Annotated in this window: 13 protein-coding genes and 1 pseudogene; 6 read left to right on the forward strand and 8 right to left on the reverse strand. The window is 65.8% G+C overall.

Annotated features, from left to right (window positions below):
* Positions 1–10 precede the first annotated feature (10 nt).
* From AADZ78_RS02785 to AADZ78_RS02795, 3 genes are read right to left on the reverse strand one after another with little or no spacing between them, the layout of a single operon-like run.
* Complete coding sequence (locus AADZ78_RS02785; protein ID WP_085252150.1) at positions 11–610, reverse strand: hypothetical protein; 600 nt, start codon at positions 608–610, stop codon at positions 11–13.
* Between the two features lie 25 nt (positions 611–635).
* Entirely contained in the window at positions 636–2,252 is a 1,617-nt protein-coding gene (locus AADZ78_RS02790) for a long-chain fatty acid--CoA ligase (RefSeq protein ID WP_085252149.1), read from the reverse strand.
* Positions 2,249–3,736 carry a WS/DGAT/MGAT family O-acyltransferase gene (locus AADZ78_RS02795; protein WP_085252166.1) on the reverse strand — a complete coding sequence of 496 codons (1,488 nt, stop codon included), beginning with the start codon at positions 3,734–3,736 and terminating at the stop codon, positions 2,249–2,251. The genes AADZ78_RS02790 and AADZ78_RS02795 overlap by 4 nt, the downstream gene beginning before the upstream one ends.
* A gap of 114 nt (positions 3,737–3,850) precedes the next feature.
* Here AADZ78_RS02795 and AADZ78_RS02800 point away from each other — a divergent pair, with 114 nt between their 5' ends.
* Positions 3,851–5,143, forward strand: coding sequence for a PucR family transcriptional regulator (locus AADZ78_RS02800; protein ID WP_085252148.1), 1,293 nt, complete (start codon positions 3,851–3,853; stop codon positions 5,141–5,143).
* On the opposite strand, the gene AADZ78_RS02805 is transcribed toward AADZ78_RS02800, so the two are convergent.
* The 5 genes from AADZ78_RS02805 to AADZ78_RS02825 form a co-directional block, all read right to left on the reverse strand.
* A complete protein-coding gene (locus AADZ78_RS02805; RefSeq protein ID WP_085252147.1) occupies positions 5,140–5,925 on the reverse strand; it encodes an SDR family NAD(P)-dependent oxidoreductase in 786 nt (261 codons plus the stop codon). The genes AADZ78_RS02800 and AADZ78_RS02805 overlap by 4 nt on opposite strands.
* A gap of 23 nt (positions 5,926–5,948) precedes the next feature.
* Positions 5,949–6,797, reverse strand: a complete 849-nt coding sequence (locus AADZ78_RS02810; RefSeq protein ID WP_085252146.1) for an SDR family NAD(P)-dependent oxidoreductase — start codon at positions 6,795–6,797, stop codon at positions 5,949–5,951.
* Between the two features lie 114 nt (positions 6,798–6,911).
* A complete protein-coding gene (locus AADZ78_RS02815) occupies positions 6,912–7,829 on the reverse strand; it encodes an alpha/beta hydrolase fold domain-containing protein (protein WP_085252145.1) in 918 nt (305 codons plus the stop codon).
* 183 nt (positions 7,830–8,012) lie between these two features.
* Positions 8,013–9,380 carry a cytochrome P450 gene (locus AADZ78_RS02820; protein WP_085252165.1) on the reverse strand — a complete coding sequence of 456 codons (1,368 nt, stop codon included), beginning with the start codon at positions 9,378–9,380 and terminating at the stop codon, positions 8,013–8,015.
* Between the two features lie 283 nt (positions 9,381–9,663).
* The gene (locus AADZ78_RS02825; RefSeq protein ID WP_085252144.1) at positions 9,664–10,164 is read right to left on the reverse strand and encodes a nitroreductase family deazaflavin-dependent oxidoreductase; all 501 of its coding nucleotides are present in this window, start codon (positions 10,162–10,164) and stop codon (positions 9,664–9,666) included.
* Positions 10,165–10,839: 675 nt separating this feature from the next.
* Between AADZ78_RS02825 and dnaK the strand changes: the two genes are divergently transcribed.
* The 5 genes and pseudogenes from dnaK to AADZ78_RS28895 all read left to right on the forward strand — a co-directional run.
* On the forward strand, positions 10,840–12,717 hold the full coding sequence (gene dnaK, locus AADZ78_RS02830) for a molecular chaperone DnaK (protein WP_085252143.1): 1,878 nt from the start codon (positions 10,840–10,842) through the stop codon (positions 12,715–12,717).
* Positions 12,714–13,412, forward strand: coding sequence for a nucleotide exchange factor GrpE (gene grpE, locus AADZ78_RS02835; RefSeq protein ID WP_085252142.1), 699 nt, complete (start codon positions 12,714–12,716; stop codon positions 13,410–13,412). Before dnaK ends, grpE begins: the two co-directional genes overlap by 4 nt.
* Positions 13,413–13,455: 43 nt before the next feature.
* Entirely contained in the window at positions 13,456–14,634 is a 1,179-nt protein-coding gene (gene dnaJ / locus AADZ78_RS02840; RefSeq protein ID WP_085252141.1) for a molecular chaperone DnaJ, read from the forward strand.
* Positions 14,635–15,015 (forward strand): heat shock protein transcriptional repressor HspR, encoded by a 381-nt coding sequence (locus AADZ78_RS02845; protein ID WP_085252140.1) that lies wholly within the window; start codon positions 14,635–14,637, stop codon positions 15,013–15,015. It begins immediately after the preceding gene.
* 541 nt (positions 15,016–15,556) lie between these two features.
* Positions 15,557–15,804 (forward strand): annotated as a pseudogene (locus AADZ78_RS28895) (IS110 family transposase); the annotation flags it as partial.
* Positions 15,805–16,095: the final 291 nt, after the last annotated feature.

Raw genomic sequence — 16,095 nt, forward strand, 5'->3', positions numbered from 1 at the left:
TGCGGTGCGGTCACCCGAGGAACGGATTGTGCGCCGGAAGTGGCTTGATGAGCGGATCGAGCAGTTTTGCCGACTGTTCGACCGCAAGCACCTCGGACCGATCGAGTTCGATGATTTCTCGTACCGTTTCGTCGTACTCCCAGACGTCTTCGCCGATCAACCGGCCGTGATCGTCGTACGGCCAGATCATGTGCTCGGCGGTCTTCACCAGATAGGTGGCGTCGGGGTTGACGGGCGCGCCCTCGGCGGCCAGGACGCTGCCTGGAGTCTGCTGGTAGATGAACGACGTCGACACGATCATGGTGTCACTGATCGCCAGCCTCTCGTCGTCGGCGTAGAAGATGCACTGCGCCGTGTCCACCCATGCGCTGTAGAGGGATTTGACCGCCTCGGCCCCTTCGACCGTGATGCTCTTGCCCAGCATGTTGAAGTGATACACCGGCTTTTCCACCGTCATCTCCGGGGCGAAGATCTCTTCGTAGCGGCCGGCCATTTCCAGATAACGGTGCCGGTTGTAGGCGTGCAACAGGTAGCGATGACGCGGGTTCTCCGTCGTCTCGATCAACCGCTCTACGGCTCGGTTGGTCTGTGTGATGTCGAAGCGGCTCATGTTGAGTTTCCTTTCTTGGGTTGGATCAGGCTGTTATGAACAGGTCTCGCAGCTCGGATTTCTTGAACTTGCCGGTGGCCGTGCAGGGAATAGCGGCCATGAATTCGAAGCGGTCGGGCAACTGCCACTTGGCGAAGTCCTGTGCGAGGTGTTCGCGGAGTTCGTCGGTAGAGGCTTGGGCGCCGTCACGTAGCACCACGACGGCCAGCGGCCGCTCGCCCCAACGGTCATCGGGAACGGCGATCACAGCGGCCTGCGCAACCGCCGGGTGGGCCATAAGCTGGTTCTCCAGGTCGACCGACGAGATCCATTCACCCCCGGACTTCACCAGATCCTTTGAGCGGTCACAGATTCGGACACAACCCTGCTTGTCGATACGCACCACATCGCCGGTCTTGAACCACCCATCGGCGGTGAAGCTGTCGGCTCCTCGGCCACCGTGATAGCCGGCCGCCACCGAGGGCCCGCGCACCTCGAGTTCACCCATGGCAGCGTCGTCCCAAGCGATGGGCTGGCCGTCCTCGTCGCGGGCGCGGATGTCGAAGAATGGGCTCGCGACGCCCTGCCGGGTGCGGTAGCGGTACCGCTCGTCGCGCTCGGCGTCGTCCAGGCGAGCCGGGAGCCGGCAGACCGTCCCCAACGGCGCCGTCTCCGTCATACCCCAGGCTTGGACCACGGTAAGGCCGTGGCGGTCGAACCCCTCGAACATCGACCGCGGCACGGCGGCTCCACCCACGATCAACCGGTCGAGCTCCGAGAGGTCCCATCGGTCCGGTTCGGCGTCCAGGGCGCCGAGCAGCCCCATCCACACGGTCGGAACGCCCGCCGTCATGGTGACCCGTTCGTCGGCACACAGGTCGAGCAGGCCTTGCGGGTCCAGATGTGGACCCGGCAGAACCAGGCGCGCCCCGGTTAGTGCCGCCGCGTAGGGCAGGCCCCAGGCGTTGGCGTGAAACATGGGTACGACGGGAAGGATTGTGTCCCTTGCGGATACGGCGAGCTGGTCCGGCAAGGCCGCAACCAGCGAGTGCAGCACGAGGGCTCGATGCGAGTACCCGACACCTTTCGGACGCCCGGTGGTGCCGGAGGTGTAACACATTGCTGCGGCTTGGCGTTCGTCGAGCGCCGGCCATTCGGCCGGTGCTGCGCTCGCCACCAACCACTCATAGTCGAGCGTCCCGGCCGGGGCCTCCCCGGTATGCGCAACGACGATAACGTGGGTGAAATTGCGCCCGTTACCAAAGGTTTCGAACACGTCCAGCAACGACTCGTCCACAACGATCACTCGATCGTCGGCGTCGTCGACGATGTAGCCGAGTTCGTCGGGGAACAGTCGGGGGTTGAGCGTGTGGATGACCGCTCCCATGGCCGGAACCGCGAAGTACAGCTCAAGGTGTTCGCTCTGGTTCCACAGCAGCGTGGCCACCCGATCGCCTTCGCGCACACCGAGTTCGGACAGCGCGCTGGCCAAGCGCCGGGCTCGGCGAGCGCAGGCGCCCAACGTCGTACGCGCAATCGCTCCCGAAGGACGACGTGATACGACCTCCTGGTCAGCGTGGAATCGCTGAGCCCGCTCGACGATGCTCGTTAGTGTGAGTTGGTAGTCGTCCATGCTGTTGCCAGCGAACGTGTTTCGGGTCATCGGCGTGCCTTTCGAGCGGTCGAACTGCTCGCCAGTTCGCGCAATTCGTCCAGGCCCGCGTGCACCGCATCCAGGATGGGCCACGGGTCGTCGAGCAATTCGCGATCGACGACTATGCCGAACTCAAGCGAATCCTGGTAGCTCATCACGGTGATGTTGATGCCGATGCCGTCCAGCACGCCGGACACCGGGAACTGTGCACGTTGCCGCGCGCCGCCGAGATACAACGGGCTCGACGGGCCCGGGACATTCGAGATCATCACGTTGGCCGGCTGGTTGATGCCGCGCATACTCGCCAATCGCGAAGTGGCCCTAGCCGCCTGCGCGAAAAGCGCTGGGGGAATGAAGTGATTGGCGTCCTGCAGCAGTGACGCCGGCAGCGCGCGGTGCCGCTCTTTGGCCGCCCGCATCGTCTCGTTGATGCGGCGCAGGCGCTCCAGCGGGTCAGCCGAATCGGTTGGTAGCTCGGCGATCATCACCGAGACCCGATTGCCGAATGTCCCCACCTGCTCGGGCGTACGCACTGACATCGGGATGAAACCCGCAAGGGGTGCGGCAGGGAGTTCGGCTCGTTCGTCGAGCCAGTTGCGCAGCCCGGCCGTGCAGATCGCCAGGACGACGTCGTTGACGGTGCAGCCGAACGTGTTCTTGATCGTCTTGACTTCGGCCAGCGACAACGAACCGAATGCGACCCGGCGGTGCGGAGACACCCGTGCCTGGAATCGGGTCCGAGGAGCCTTGACGGCGGTGCCGCGCAGCGCGACACCGCCGGAGCCCGTCGACAGTGTTCGCTTGAGCAGCCGCCCACTGCGCGCGATGGTCTTGACGCCGGGCAGGTGCCCAATCGTCGGAACGTCGTCGAGATGCGGCAACGCGGTGGGCCCGGCGCGCAGCACCCGCAGCGGCTGCCGCAGCAGACCGACTAGACCGCGGCCCAGCATCTCCACCTCGGACGGGAAGGTCTCCGCGACGAACGCCGGCGCCGATTCCGGTTCCCGCCCGGTCGCGGCGTCGTCGAGAAGGATGCTCATGACCTCCGCGCCCGAGACTCCGTCGACGGCCGCGTGATGCATCTTCGTCAGCACTGCGACGCCGCCGTCCTCGAGTCCATGGATCACATACACCTCCCAGAGGGGGCGCGCGCGGTCCAACTGTCGGCCGATGATCCGGGCCACCTGCTCGGCGAGCTGACGCTGCCCGCCGGGGGCGGGCAGCGCGAGCTCGCGGACGTGGTATTCGAGGTCGAAGGTGCCGTCGTCGACCCAGTACGGGTAGTCAAGAGCGAACGGCACCGTCGCGAGCCGCCACCGAAACGTAGGTAACAGATGCAATCGTTGGCCGATCAGCTCGCGGACCAGCGCGGCATCCAGCGGCCGTCCCGAGTCGGTCACGGGGTCGTAGGTCCCCAGCACGCTCACGTGCCCTTGGACACGGTCGTTTTCCATGGCGAGGAACTGGGCATCGAGGCTGGTGAGTTGTCGCATGCGACGATCGTCCTGCGCACGCGCCGCGTTCCGCTTGTCTGCAAGCGCCAACGCGCCACTCCGCCGTTGTCGAATATCCGCACCAAGCTGTGGCCACGGCGATAGCGTGCAGGCATGCAGCCGGACTGGAGCGCCGCACAGGGCGATGACCAGCGGCGGGTGTGGTCGGCGGTGCTGCGGCCGGCCGCGACCGAACTGGCGGAGCGTGCCGCCGAGATCGCGGCCGCGGTAAACACTTACACCAGTGAGCGATTGACCGATCTGCTCAGCAGCGCGGAGGCGCTCGAAGTAAACCGCGCTAGCACCGAAGCCAGCATTCGCGACTTCGCCGGGGTGCTCATCGCCGGCGCCGACCCAGCCGAGGCTGCCCGCCTCGGCCCACCCACCCTCGCCTACGCACAAGCCGGTGCGCAACAGGGCATCCCGCTCACCACCTTGATGCGCAGCTATCGGCTCGCCCATGCCGAGACGTCTCGACACTTCAACGCCATCCTGGATACGCACGCCCGCAATGCCGACGAGTTGAATCGTGCGTCCGAGTTGGGTTCGGCGTGGATGTTCGCCTATGCCGACGCCGCGCTGTGTTTGGTCGAGGAGGTCTATACCGCCGAGCGTGACCGATGGCTGCGCAGCGCCGCCGCCAGCCAGGCCGAAACGATCCGCACCATCCTGGCCGGACAACCCATCGACGCCGAGGTGGCGAGCCGGCGGCTTCGTCACGAGGTCAGCCGCGTGCATGTCGCCGCCATCGCCTGGCTCGAATCTCACGAAGAAGGCCGTAACACCCAGGCCATTCTGGAAGCCGCCATCCGCGACATCGCCGCCCTAGTAGGCAATCAAAAGCCTCTCGTCCATCCGCTCGGCATCCTGTCGGTTGCGGCCTGGATCAGCTCCCACAGCGACGTGCCGTCAAAGGTCCTCGACGAGTTGCGGTTTCGGACCGCGACCGCGCCGGGCGTCCGGGTCGCTGTCGGCGAACCCGCACGCGGCATCGCTGGGTTTCGCGCCAGCCATTTCGAGGCCCTCGAAGCGCAACGCGTCGCCGCACTGGCCGCTCGCCCGGTCGGCAGTGTCACTCGCTACCACAACGTCTCCCTGCGCGCCATCGCCACGGCCGACATCGATCAGGCGCGCGCCTTCGTGCGACGTGAGTTGGGCCGCTTGGGATCCGACGATGAAACCACCCGTCGCCTCGCCGCCACGCTGCGGACCTATCTCGACGAGAACTGCAGCCGCGGGCGAACCGCCACGCGACTGCACGTTCACGAGAACACGGTCGCCTACCGGGTCCGCCAAGCCGAGGAGATTTTGGGGAGATCGATAGACAGACGCACGCTCGAGTTGCGCGTCGCGCTGTCCCTTGCCGAGCTCGTCGCCCAGGCAACCGACGCGCCGACGTCCCCTTAGGCGTCAAGCATCGCCTCGCGAACCCGTCCCACCCCGGCCAGCCGCGCGAGTTCGCCGATCAGAATCGGCGCGACGGCACCGACCCCCACGAGTAGACGCACGCCGACCGACGCAACGGTGGTCTCCGGCCGGTCTCGCTCGATCGCATGCGCCACCGCCCGCGCGACATCGGCCGGCGAGCTCGTACCGAAGCCCCGCGGCAGGGCGACCCCGGTTTCGGCCAACATCCCGGCGTCGCGGATGGGTCCGGGAAAGATCGTGGAGACGCCCACACCCGTGCCGCGCAGCTCCTGCCTCAGGGCAAGCCCGAGCCCGCGCAGCCCCCATTTGGTGGCCGTGTAAACGGTGCCGTTTCCCGGTGTTGCGACCAGTCCCGCTCCCGACGAAATGAACACGATGTGGCCCTGGCCGCGCTGTTTCATTGGCGCTATTGCCGCGCGCGCGAGTGCGGCCGGGGCCAGGAAGTTGATGCGGACTGCCTCCTCGACCTGCTCGTCGCTCAGCACCGCGAGGTCCTGCGGGATGCCGATGCCGGCATTGGCGACGAGCACGTCCACCGAGCCCGCGCGGTCCATCAGTCGGTGTACCTCGTCCAGATTGGTGAGGTCGGCGGTCAACCCCCGGACCGACGGGCCCAGCTCGCGGGCAAGGCGGCGGAGCTCTGCCTGCCGCCGACCCGTGACCGTCAGGGTGCATCCGCGTGCCGCCAGTTCACGCGCGATGGCTTGGCCGATGCCTCCTGTCGCGCCGGTTACCAGTGCGCTTCGACCCTTGAGCTGCATATCGAATCCTATTGCTCGTCAGGTCATTTCGACAGTTCAGCGGTGCGCATCGCGAGCCACCGGGCCAGCGGCGGGGTGACATGAGAGAGCGCGTACATCACGTGCGCCTCGGCGGCGATCGGTGCCACGGCACGATTGCGGTCGACTGCACGCAGAATGTTGTGTGCCACGCGCCTGGCCGGATACCCGCGCTTCTCATAGGCCGATGCCAGGCGGTTGCGGCGTTCGCCGTGGTCACCGCCGCCGCGGATGGGCGTGTTCTGCGTGATGCTGGTGTTAATGATGCCGGGGCATACCGCGGTGACGCCGATGCCGTGGGGTTTCAGCTCCATGCGCAGCGCCTCGGACAGCCCGAGAACCGCGAACTTCGTTGCGCTGTAGGCGCTTAACTGGGGGTTGGCCAGCAGCCCGGCGGCCGAGGACAGGTTGACGACGTGGCCGCCGGACCCGGACTGGATCATCGTGGGCAGGAAGGCCTCGCAGCCGTGCACGACGCCCATGAGGTTGATGTCGATCAGCCAGTGCCAGTCCTTGCGGCTGGTGTCGAGGAACCCACCGAGCAGGCCGACGCCGGCGTTGTTGACCAACAGGTCGACCCGATCGAACTGGTCGAACGTGGCCTCTGCGAAGGGGGGCATGTGTTCGGGATCGGACACGTCGACTCGCGAGGTCAGCACCTGGGTGCCCAGGTTTTGGGCCGCCTCGGCGGTATCGGCCAACGCGGCCTCGTTGATGTCGCAGAGCGCTAGGCGGGCACCGCGTTCCGCGCATAGCAGCGCCAGCTCGCGGCCGATGCCGCTGCCTGCGCCAGTGATGACCACCACCCGATCGGTCAGGTCAGAGGTCTTGAGACGGGATCGAAATCTAGGCATGTGAGCAAACTAGGGCCACGACCCGGCAGTCCGCCTGTACTGGAACGCCAGAATGTTGGTCGCCGGTTGTGGCACTGCGACAACGGCCCGTGGTTGCGGCCGTTCCACCGGCGCTCACTCTAGGTACCGGATGAGATGGGCCCCAATGAGTTTCATCGCCGCGTGCGCGGTATGGGTTTCCGCCTTGGTGAAACCGTGGTCCGTGCGCGAGAAACGGTGATGGGTGACCGCGACACCGCGGCGAGAAAGTTGTGTTGCGAGATCGTCGCCCTCGGGGCCGAGCGTGTCGAGCTCGCCGGTCATGATCAGCGTGGGCGGCATCGCCGCGGCCAGGTCGACGTCGAGCACGGGGGACGCCAACGGCTGGTTGCGGGCGCTCGGGTCGACGACGTAGGCGTCGATGGCCAGTCGCTGGATGCGCGGTGAGATTCGCGGGTGCTTCTTGATTGAGGTTCGATCGGCGCGGGTGAGGTCGACGACCGGGAACGCCAGCCCTGCTGCCCGCAGCGCGAAATCCCCTGCACGATAAGCCTGTTGGCACACGTTGACGGCTAGCTTTGCGCCGGCACTTGCACCCGTGACCGACATCCGAGACGCATCCCAACCGCGGTGCGGAGCTTCGGCACGCACCCATGCTGCGATGTCGAAGCACTGTTGTTCGGCCACGGGGTATCGGACTTGAGGAGCGGTCGCGTAGTCGGCCAGCACCACCACGGCGCCGACCTCCGACGCAATGTATTGCGCGATGTACTCCTCTTGCTGCGGGTTGCGCACGATGAATGCGCCGCCGTGCAGGTGCAGGTCAATCGGAAGTCCGTCCCCGCTGGTCCTCGCGAGCGGGGCGTCCGGGTGCGGCAAGTAGAGCAGGCACCGGACAGGTCCGTGGCGGGTCGGCACGGTTACCCTCGCCGGTTTGGCGACCTGACGGGTGGCGAAACGGAAGCTGCGCGGGGTGCGGACGAGCGGCTGCAGACGCTGTGCTAGGTGCGCGGCGACCCATGTGCCGGCTTGGCGCCTCGGGGTTACGGGCATCGGACTCCGCGTCTTTCGTTTTGACCACTTTCGAACCGCGTCCGCGCTGCGGCAGCTCTACGGCGCTGCGTTCCTGACGGAAGTTAGCCACGGCGCTCCGACGCGCGCTTGTCGCGAATGGACGAAACTCCGAGGTGCTCTTGTTCGGCGAGGACAACCCCGACAATTCGTCGCGCTGAACGCTCACGAAGCGCGCGGCTGCGCTATCGCGCGCGATGCCACCTGATCGGCTCGAATGGCTTGGACCCGGATGCGCGCACCGCGGTGTGGGACGAGGGTGACGTGCTTTAACCTTTGGCGTTCATCGGGGGCTGTGGTGGTGCTCAGTTCGACCCGGCGTAGGACCTCGCGCAGCACGACTCGCATCTCGACCATGGCGAAAGCGGCGCCGAGGCAGCGACGGTTGCCGCCGCCAAACGGTAACCAAGTGGAGGGGCTCAGCGTGGCGCCCAGCATCCGGTCCGGGTCAAAGCGGTCCGGATTCGGATACTGGTCGGCGCTGGCGTGCACCAGGCCGATCGCCGGGGCGACCAGGACGCCCGTGGGCAGCCGGTAGCCGGCCAGCTCGAAGGGCTCGGTCAGCACTCTGCCGATGTCGAACACGACCGGACGGATTCGCAGCGTCTCCTTGGCCACTGCGTCGAGGTAGTCGTCACCAGCTGGGTCGCCCGCCGCGGTTGCCTCCGCAGCCCGCATCGCCTTGGCCAGCATCGCCGGGTGGCGCGTCAGTCGCTCCAGCGCCCAGGACAGTCCTGTCGCTGTCGTGTCGTGCCCAGCGACGAGCAATGTCATGAGTTGGTCGCGCAGCTCTTGGTCGGTGATGGTTCGTTCGTCGTCGTGGGCGACGCGAACCAGCATGGCCAGTACGTCGGAGCGCGAGGCCAGGTCGGGATCATTTCGGCGCTCGGCGATCTCGGCGTACAGCAGGCGGTTCGCTTCCTCGATTCGCCGCTGTGGCCCTCGCCACGGAAGGTGGCGCTGCAGATTCTGGTTGGCGATCGCCAGGCTCGCCCATGGTCCGATGGTGAGCAGCCGCGGCATCACCTGACGCAGCGCGGCCAGCCGCGCCGGGTCGCTGGCGCCGATGACGGTGCGCAGGATCACCTCGAGCGTGATCTGTGCCATCTTGGGCGCCACGGCGAACTCGCGACCCACTGGCCACCCGGCAATGTTCGCCGCTGCGATTTCGGCCATCACCGCGGCTTGGCGACTGATGGCGTCGCGATGGAACGGCGCCAGCATCAGCCGTCGTCGATCCTGATGCGCGTCTTCGTCGATGACCAGCACCGAGCTGTCGCCAAGCAGTCCGCGCAGCATCGAGTTGGCCTCCCCGGCGTGGAAAATCCTGGGGTTGCCGGCGAACACCTTCTTGATGTCGGCAGGGTCGGTCAGATACACCAGGGTGCCGATCGACGCGATTCGCAGTGTGAACACGCTGCCGTAGCGGCGTCGGCACGTGGCCGCCAAGCGCGGCCCGTAGCGGAGGATAAGTGCAGTCTGGAGCCACTTGGGGAGCCGTGGTCCGGGGGGCAGGGTGGTGTCGAGTGTCATGATGCACCTCCATTGACCGAAGTCGTAATTTGGCAGGCGATAGCTGCGCCGCAGGACAAGTGCGAAAACCCGTTGCGCAGCAGTGTTTTCAACCGAGGAAGTCCGAGGCCAGGCGGCGTCCGCCGGAGCGGTCTCCGCGGCGAATCCCTCGTGCATGCATCCGGCGTTGTTCACCAGAATGTCGAGATGGCCAGTGCGGGAAAGGATCGTCGCTAGGCCGATCTCCGACGACGCAACGGTCACCAGAACGTTACGGCCCGACCGTGGGTGCGATGACACGGCATCACCCGGTAGCGTCGTGCGTCTCGCTTCGTGGTCGGAAAGCCACGACCGGGAGTTGGCGGACCAGACGTTGTCGAGCGTCCTCGCTGCCGTCGTAGTGCCATCCGATTAGCGCGCTCAGGCCTCGACGCACGATCGGCCCGATCCAGTGGTTGCGTCGTTCATAGTCCGCGATGACCGTTATCGCTTCGGGTTCGTCGAGCACGCGGTGCTGCGGCCGGAAACGGCGGCGGCCGACGACAACCTCGATGGCCGGGTTGGCCTCGATATTGCGATACCAATCCGACGACGGGCCCCACCCGGCGACGACCATGTACTCACCGGCCGTCGGCTTGGTGTCGACAACCTCGAGCACGGTGCGGTACCGGCGACCCGACTTCCGTCCAAGGTGTGTCAAACACAGCAGCCGCCTACTCAGCAGCCACCCGAAACCGGCGTCGTACAAGCGAATTGGGGCCCGGAACACCCAGCGGAGGAGCGGACCCGGATCACTCAAGCTCATTGCGCTCCTTCACCCCTGTGTTGGCTCCCGGCCAGCTCGCTTGCGCAAGTCCGGTGCAACTCGGTGATCAATGAGGCGGATTCGTCGGCTAGAGCTGCGGGCACTGCCTTTTCATTTGCATGCCTGCCGTGGTCCTCCTCGTGGGTACGGATCGCCCGAGGGACCCCTTATCCCCGTGGGCAAGCCATCAGGAGCCGTCGTATCGAGTACGAATACCATGCTATGCGCAATTGTTGCGCTAGGCAATTAAACGGCGGGTCCGGTCGAGTCGGAAGTGTAGTAAATCGGCAACTATGCAGTCCGTCGACCGGGGTTCCTAGCGCGATGTCGCCGCGACATTCTCACTAGCGTGTCCAAACACTCAGATCCCGAGGGCCACCCGTTCGTATCCACGGCACCGGAGGTTCCGATCACAGTGACAACGTCGCTAAGAACTCGCACAGACCCGGATACCGCCTCGGGACGCGATGTGGACACGAAAGTGGGATTGACGCGATCCGCGACTTCTACAGGAAGCCCTCGGGAACAAGAACCGGTCACCCTCCGTTAACATCGTCAACAAATTGAGTGACTCAGACTCAACCCTGGGTTGACATCACGCCGGTGTCAGAGGCAGTCTTGAGCGGGGTTCACTCAGCATAGTGCACGCAAGATACATACTCAGGAGGATTCACTATGGCTCGTGCGGTCGGGATCGACCTCGGGACCACCAACTCTGTCGTCGCGGTTCTGGAGGGTGGCGACCCGGTCGTCGTCGCTAACTCCGAGGGCTCCAGGACCACACCGTCAGTCGTCGCGTTCGCCCGCAACGGCGAAGTGCTGGTTGGCCAGCCCGCCAAGAACCAGGCGGTGACCAACGTCGACCGAACCATTCGATCGGTCAAGCGGCACATGGGCAGCGACTGGTCCGTGGAGATTGACGACAAGAAGTACACGGCCCCGGAGATCAGCGCCCGCGTCCTGATGAAGCTGAAGCGGGACGCCGAGGCCTACCTCGGTGAGGACATCACCGACGCGGTGATCACCACGCCCGCCTACTTCAACGACGCCCAGCGCCAGGCCACCAAGGACGCCGGCCAGATCGCCGGCCTCAACGTGCTACGCATCGTCAACGAACCGACGGCCGCCGCGCTGGCCTACGGCCTGGACAAGGGGGAGAAGGAGCAGCGCATCCTGGTCTTCGACCTGGGCGGCGGTACCTTCGACGTTTCCCTGCTGGAAATCGGCGAGGGTGTCGTTGAGGTGCGTGCCACCAGCGGTGACAACCACCTCGGTGGCGACGACTGGGACGACCGGATCGTCGACTGGCTGGTCGACAAGTTCAAGGGCACCAGCGGCATCGATCTGACCAAGGACAAGATGGCCATGCAGCGGCTCCGCGAAGCCGCCGAGAAGGCCAAGATCGAGCTCTCCAGCTCGCAGTCCACGTCGATCAACTTGCCCTACATCACGGTCGACGCCGACAAGAACCCGCTGTTCCTCGACGAGCAGCTGACCCGCGCGGAGTTCCAGCGCATTACTCAGGACCTGTTGGACCGCACCCGCAAGCCCTTCCAGTCGGTGATTGCCGACGCCGGTATCTCGGTGTCCGACATCGACCACGTGGTGCTCGTCGGCGGCTCGACCCGGATGCCCGCGGTGACCGAACTGGTGAAGGAACTCACCGGAGGCAAGGAGCCCAACAAGGGCGTGAACCCGGACGAGGTCGTGGCCGTTGGTGCCGCGCTGCAGGCGGGCGTCCTCAAGGGCGAGGTGAAAGACGTTCTGCTGCTTGATGTTACGCCGCTGAGCCTGGGTATTGAGACCAAGGGCGGCGTGATGACCAAGCTGATCGAGCGCAACACCACCATTCCGACCAAGCGGTCGGAGACCTTCACCACGGCCGATGACAACCAGCCGTCGGTGCAGATCCAGGTCTATCAGGGTGAGCGCGAGATCGCCTCGCACAACAAGCTGCTCGGCTCCTTCGAGCTCACCGGCATCCCGCCGGCGCCGCGGGGCATCCCGCAGATCGAGGTCACCTTCGACATCGACGCCAACGGCATCGTGCACGTCACCGCCAAGGACAAGGGCACCGGCAAGGAGAACACCATCCGGATCCAGGAAGGCTCGGGCCTGTCCAAGGAAGAGATCGACCGGATGATCAAGGACGCCGAGGCGCACGCCGAGGAGGACCGCAAGCGTCGCGAGGAGGCCGATGTTCGCAACCAAGCCGAGACGCTGGTTTACCAGACGGAGAAGTTTGTCAAGGAACAACGCGAGGCCGAAGGCGGTTCGAAGGTTCCCGAGGACACGCTGAACAAGGTCGATGCCGCGGTGGCGGAGGCAAAGACGGCGTTGGGTGGAACCGACATCACCGCGATCAAATCCGCGATGGAGAAGCTCGGCCAAGAATCTCAGGCGCTCGGACAAGCGATCTATGAGGCCACTCAAGCCGAGGCCGGCGCAGGCCAGCCCGGCGGTGGCGCCGCGCCCGGCGGTGGCGCTGGGCCCGGCTCGGCCGACGATGTGGTGGACGCGGAGGTGGTCGACGACGACCGGGAGTCCAAGTGACGGGCGGAAATCCAACGACGGAAGGCAATCCGCAGGAACAGGTGACGGTCACCGACAAGCGGCGAATCGATCCCGAGACAGGTGAAGTGCGGCACGTCCCTCCCGGCGCTACGCCGGGGGGGACGGCCCCGGAAGGGGCGGCGCCGGGCGGGCCGGCGGCGGGCAAGGACAACAAAGTCGCCGAGTTGACCGCCGATCTGCAGCGAGTGCAGGCCGACTTCGCCAACTACCGCAAGCGCGCGTTGCGTGATCAGCAGGCGGCCGCGGATCGGGCCAAGGCCGCCGTCGTCAGCCAATTACTAGGTGTGCTGGACGATCTCGACCGGGCGCGTAAGCATGGCGATTTGGAGTCGGGCCCGCTGAAGTCGGTCGCCGACAAGTTGGACAGCGCGTTTGCCGGGCTTGGCCTCGTCGCGTTCGGTGCAGAGGGCGAAGATTTTGACCCCGTGCTGCACGAAGCAATTCAGCACGAGGGCGACGGCGGGCACGGGTCCAAGCCCGTGATCGGCACCGTCATGCGGCAGGGCTACCAGTTGGGTGAGCAGGTGCTACGGCACGCGCTGGTAGGTGTGGTCGACACGGTTGCCGTGGACACCGACGAACCGGAATCTGCTGGGCCGGCCGCCGTGGCCGAGGACACAGCCGAAGCCGAGCAGGCCGACACGGGCGATAACGCCGACATAGCGAGTGAGTAGGGCACAAAATCAACAGGGAAAGGGTGAGAGGGGGTGACGCGACATGGCCCAGCGTGAATGGGTCGAAAAGGACTTCTATAAGGAGCTAGGCGTCTCCTCTGACGCCAGCCCCGAAGAGATCAAGCGGGCTTACCGCAAGTTGGCGCGCGATCTGCATCCAGACGCAAATCCCGACAACCCGGCCGCCGGCGAACGCTTCAAGGCGGTTTCGGAGGCGCACAACGTGCTGTCCGACCCCGCCAAGCGTAAGGAGTACGACGAAACACGCAGGCTGTTTGCCGGCGGCGGCTTTGGCGGCCGTCGGTTCGACAGTGGCGGCTTCGGTGGCTTCGGAATGGGCGGCGACGGCGCCGAGTTCAACCTCAACGATTTGTTCGATGCCGCCAGCAGAAGCGGGGGCACCAACATCGGTGACTTGTTCGGTGGCTTGTTCGGACGCGGCGGCAGCTCCCGTCCCAGCCGGCCGCGGCGTGGCAACGACCTGGAGACCGAGACCGAACTGGACTTCGTGGAGGCCGCCAAGGGCGTCGCGATGCCGCTGCGGCTGACCAGCCCGGCGCCGTGCACCAACTGCCACGGCAGTGGCGCGCGGCCGGGCACCAGCCCGAAGGTGTGTCCCAGCTGCAACGGTTCGGGCGTGATCAACCGCAACCAGGGCGCATTCGGCTTCTCCGAACCGTGCACCGATTGCCGGGGCAGCGGCTCGATCATCGAGCACCCCTGCGAGGAGTGCAAAGGCACCGGCGTCACCACCCGTACCCGCACTATCAATGTGCGGATCCCGCCCGGTGTCGAAGACGGCCAGCGGATCCGGTTGGCCGGGCAGGGCGAGGCCGGGTTGCGTGGCGCCCCGTCGGGTGACCTGTACGTGACGGTGCACGTGCGGCCCGACAAGATCTTCGGCCGCGACGGCGACGACCTCACCGTGACCGTTCCAGTCAGCTTTACCGAATTAGCTTTGGGCTCAACACTTTCGGTGCCCACACTGGACGGAACGGTCGGGGTCCGGGTGCCTAAGGGTACCGCCGACGGCCGCATCCTGCGGGTGCGCGGACGAGGCGTTCCCAAACGCAGTGGCGGCAGCGGAGACCTACTCGTCACCGTGAAGGTGGCCGTCCCGCCGAACTTGGAAGGTGCCGCTCAGGAGGCGCTCGAGGCCTATGCGGCGGCCGAGCGGTCCAGCGGGTTTAACCCGAGGGCCGGATGGGCAGGTAATCGCTAGATGGCGAAGAACTCCAAGAGAGATGAATCTCGGACATTTTTGATCTCGGTGGCCGCCGAGTTGGCGGGCATGCATGCGCAGACCCTGCGCACCTACGACCGGCTCGGGTTGGTCAGCCCGCAGCGCACATCCGGTGGCGGACGACGCTATTCCCAGCACGACGTCGAGCTGCTGCGGGAGGTGCAGCGCCTTTCGCAGAACGAGGGGGTCAACCTCGCCGGTATCAAGCGCATCATCGAGCTGACCAATCAGGTCGAGGCGCTGCAGTCGAGGCTGCATGAAATGGCCGAGGAGTTGGCGGTCTTGCGTGCCAACCAGCGCCGCGAGGTCGCCGTGGTGCCGAAGAGCACCGCCCTGGTGGTCTGGCAACCGCGCCGGTAGCAGCGCGTCGCGGTCGAGCGTGAACCGTGGGCTTCCAACGTGCGTCCAAGGCGGCTCGAAGCTCAGGGTTTGTTGCTGCGGAGGATGCCGGCGAGTTTGGTGCCGCAGTTGCCGAAGCCGGAGATAAAGGCCTGGGTCATAAGGTTCAGCATGCGAACTGCGGTGGCGCGCACCATGACTGCATTTGACGCGAGGTTGTGCTCTGGCTGTCTGTATTGCTCTCTAGTCACGTCTGCAACTCTGGCCTCTGTCGGAGGCTATGGTAGCGCTGCCCACCTAAGAGCGACAACGCGGTTTCTGCAGGTCAACGCCACCGCGAAACCCGAACCGCCACGACCAACTTGGGCACAACACCGCAGCTCAGGCGGTTGTCGCTAAGAGCCGGGCGCATCGGGTGTCCACCGGGCGCAGCGACACATGTGACTGTTGTGGCGGTGCGATGTGCCCGATTCATGGTGCGCACCACTGTATGCCGGGCCGAGTGGGTGATCGAGCGGGTCGCCGCCATCGACGTGGTCAAAGCGGCGGGCAACGTGTGCGTTGGCGGATCTTTTACTACCCGCTGCAGGCGGCGGGCCTTGAGGTGCAGCTGGTCAATGCCCGGGATGTGACGAATGTGCCGGGCCGGCCCAAGACAAGCTCGACGCGGTCAGCTTGGCCAAGCTGACCGAAAAGGGCCTGCTGCGATCATCTTTCGTGCCACCGGCTGAGATCCGGCGGCTGCGCGACGACACCCGGCTGCGTGAAGACGTGACCCGCGACCGCACCCGCTACTGGCAGCGGCTGGAAAGCCCTGGTCGCGCTCGCCCGCCCCATCCTGGTCATCGTCTGGCACCTGCTGGTCAACCTGGCCGCCCGCTTCCATGACCTGGACCCCGATTTCTACACCAACCGCATCCTCACCCAACGACGACCACGCAACCACCTCGCGCACCTCGCCGCCATGGGCTACCGGGTCACCATCGAACCCCCCGCCTAGCCCCAATACACCAGTCTCGCAACAACACCCCGCTCCGCCGAGTCACTGTCGCGTGCCCACTCACCTTGGGCATTTACCGGTCAGTCACGTCAAAGCCCCAG

The organism is Mycobacterium riyadhense, from assembly GCF_963853645.1.
Classification (GTDB): domain Bacteria; phylum Actinomycetota; class Actinomycetes; order Mycobacteriales; family Mycobacteriaceae; genus Mycobacterium; species Mycobacterium riyadhense.

Coding starts and splice junctions, on each gene's coding strand:
- AADZ78_RS02785 (WP_085252150.1), bottom strand. CDS start 610: ATGAGCCGCTTCGACATCACACAGACCAACCGAGCCGTAGAGCGGTTG.
- AADZ78_RS02790 (WP_085252149.1), bottom strand. CDS start 2,252: ATGACCCGAAACACGTTCGCTGGCAACAGCATGGACGACTACCAACTC.
- AADZ78_RS02795 (WP_085252166.1), bottom strand. CDS start 3,736: ATGCGACAACTCACCAGCCTCGATGCCCAGTTCCTCGCCATGGAAAAC.
- AADZ78_RS02800 (WP_085252148.1), top strand. CDS start 3,851: ATGCAGCCGGACTGGAGCGCCGCACAGGGCGATGACCAGCGGCGGGTG.
- AADZ78_RS02805 (WP_085252147.1), bottom strand. CDS start 5,925: ATGCAGCTCAAGGGTCGAAGCGCACTGGTAACCGGCGCGACAGGAGGC.
- AADZ78_RS02810 (WP_085252146.1), bottom strand. CDS start 6,797: ATGCCTAGATTTCGATCCCGTCTCAAGACCTCTGACCTGACCGATCGG.
- AADZ78_RS02815 (WP_085252145.1), bottom strand. CDS start 7,829: ATGCCCGTAACCCCGAGGCGCCAAGCCGGCACATGGGTCGCCGCGCAC.
- AADZ78_RS02820 (WP_085252165.1), bottom strand. CDS start 9,380: ATGACACTCGACACCACCCTGCCCCCCGGACCACGGCTCCCCAAGTGG.
- AADZ78_RS02825 (WP_085252144.1), bottom strand. CDS start 10,164: ATGAGCTTGAGTGATCCGGGTCCGCTCCTCCGCTGGGTGTTCCGGGCC.
- dnaK (WP_085252143.1), top strand. CDS start 10,840: ATGGCTCGTGCGGTCGGGATCGACCTCGGGACCACCAACTCTGTCGTC.
- dnaJ (WP_085252141.1), top strand. CDS start 13,456: ATGGCCCAGCGTGAATGGGTCGAAAAGGACTTCTATAAGGAGCTAGGC.
- AADZ78_RS02845 (WP_085252140.1), top strand. CDS start 14,635: ATGGCGAAGAACTCCAAGAGAGATGAATCTCGGACATTTTTGATCTCG.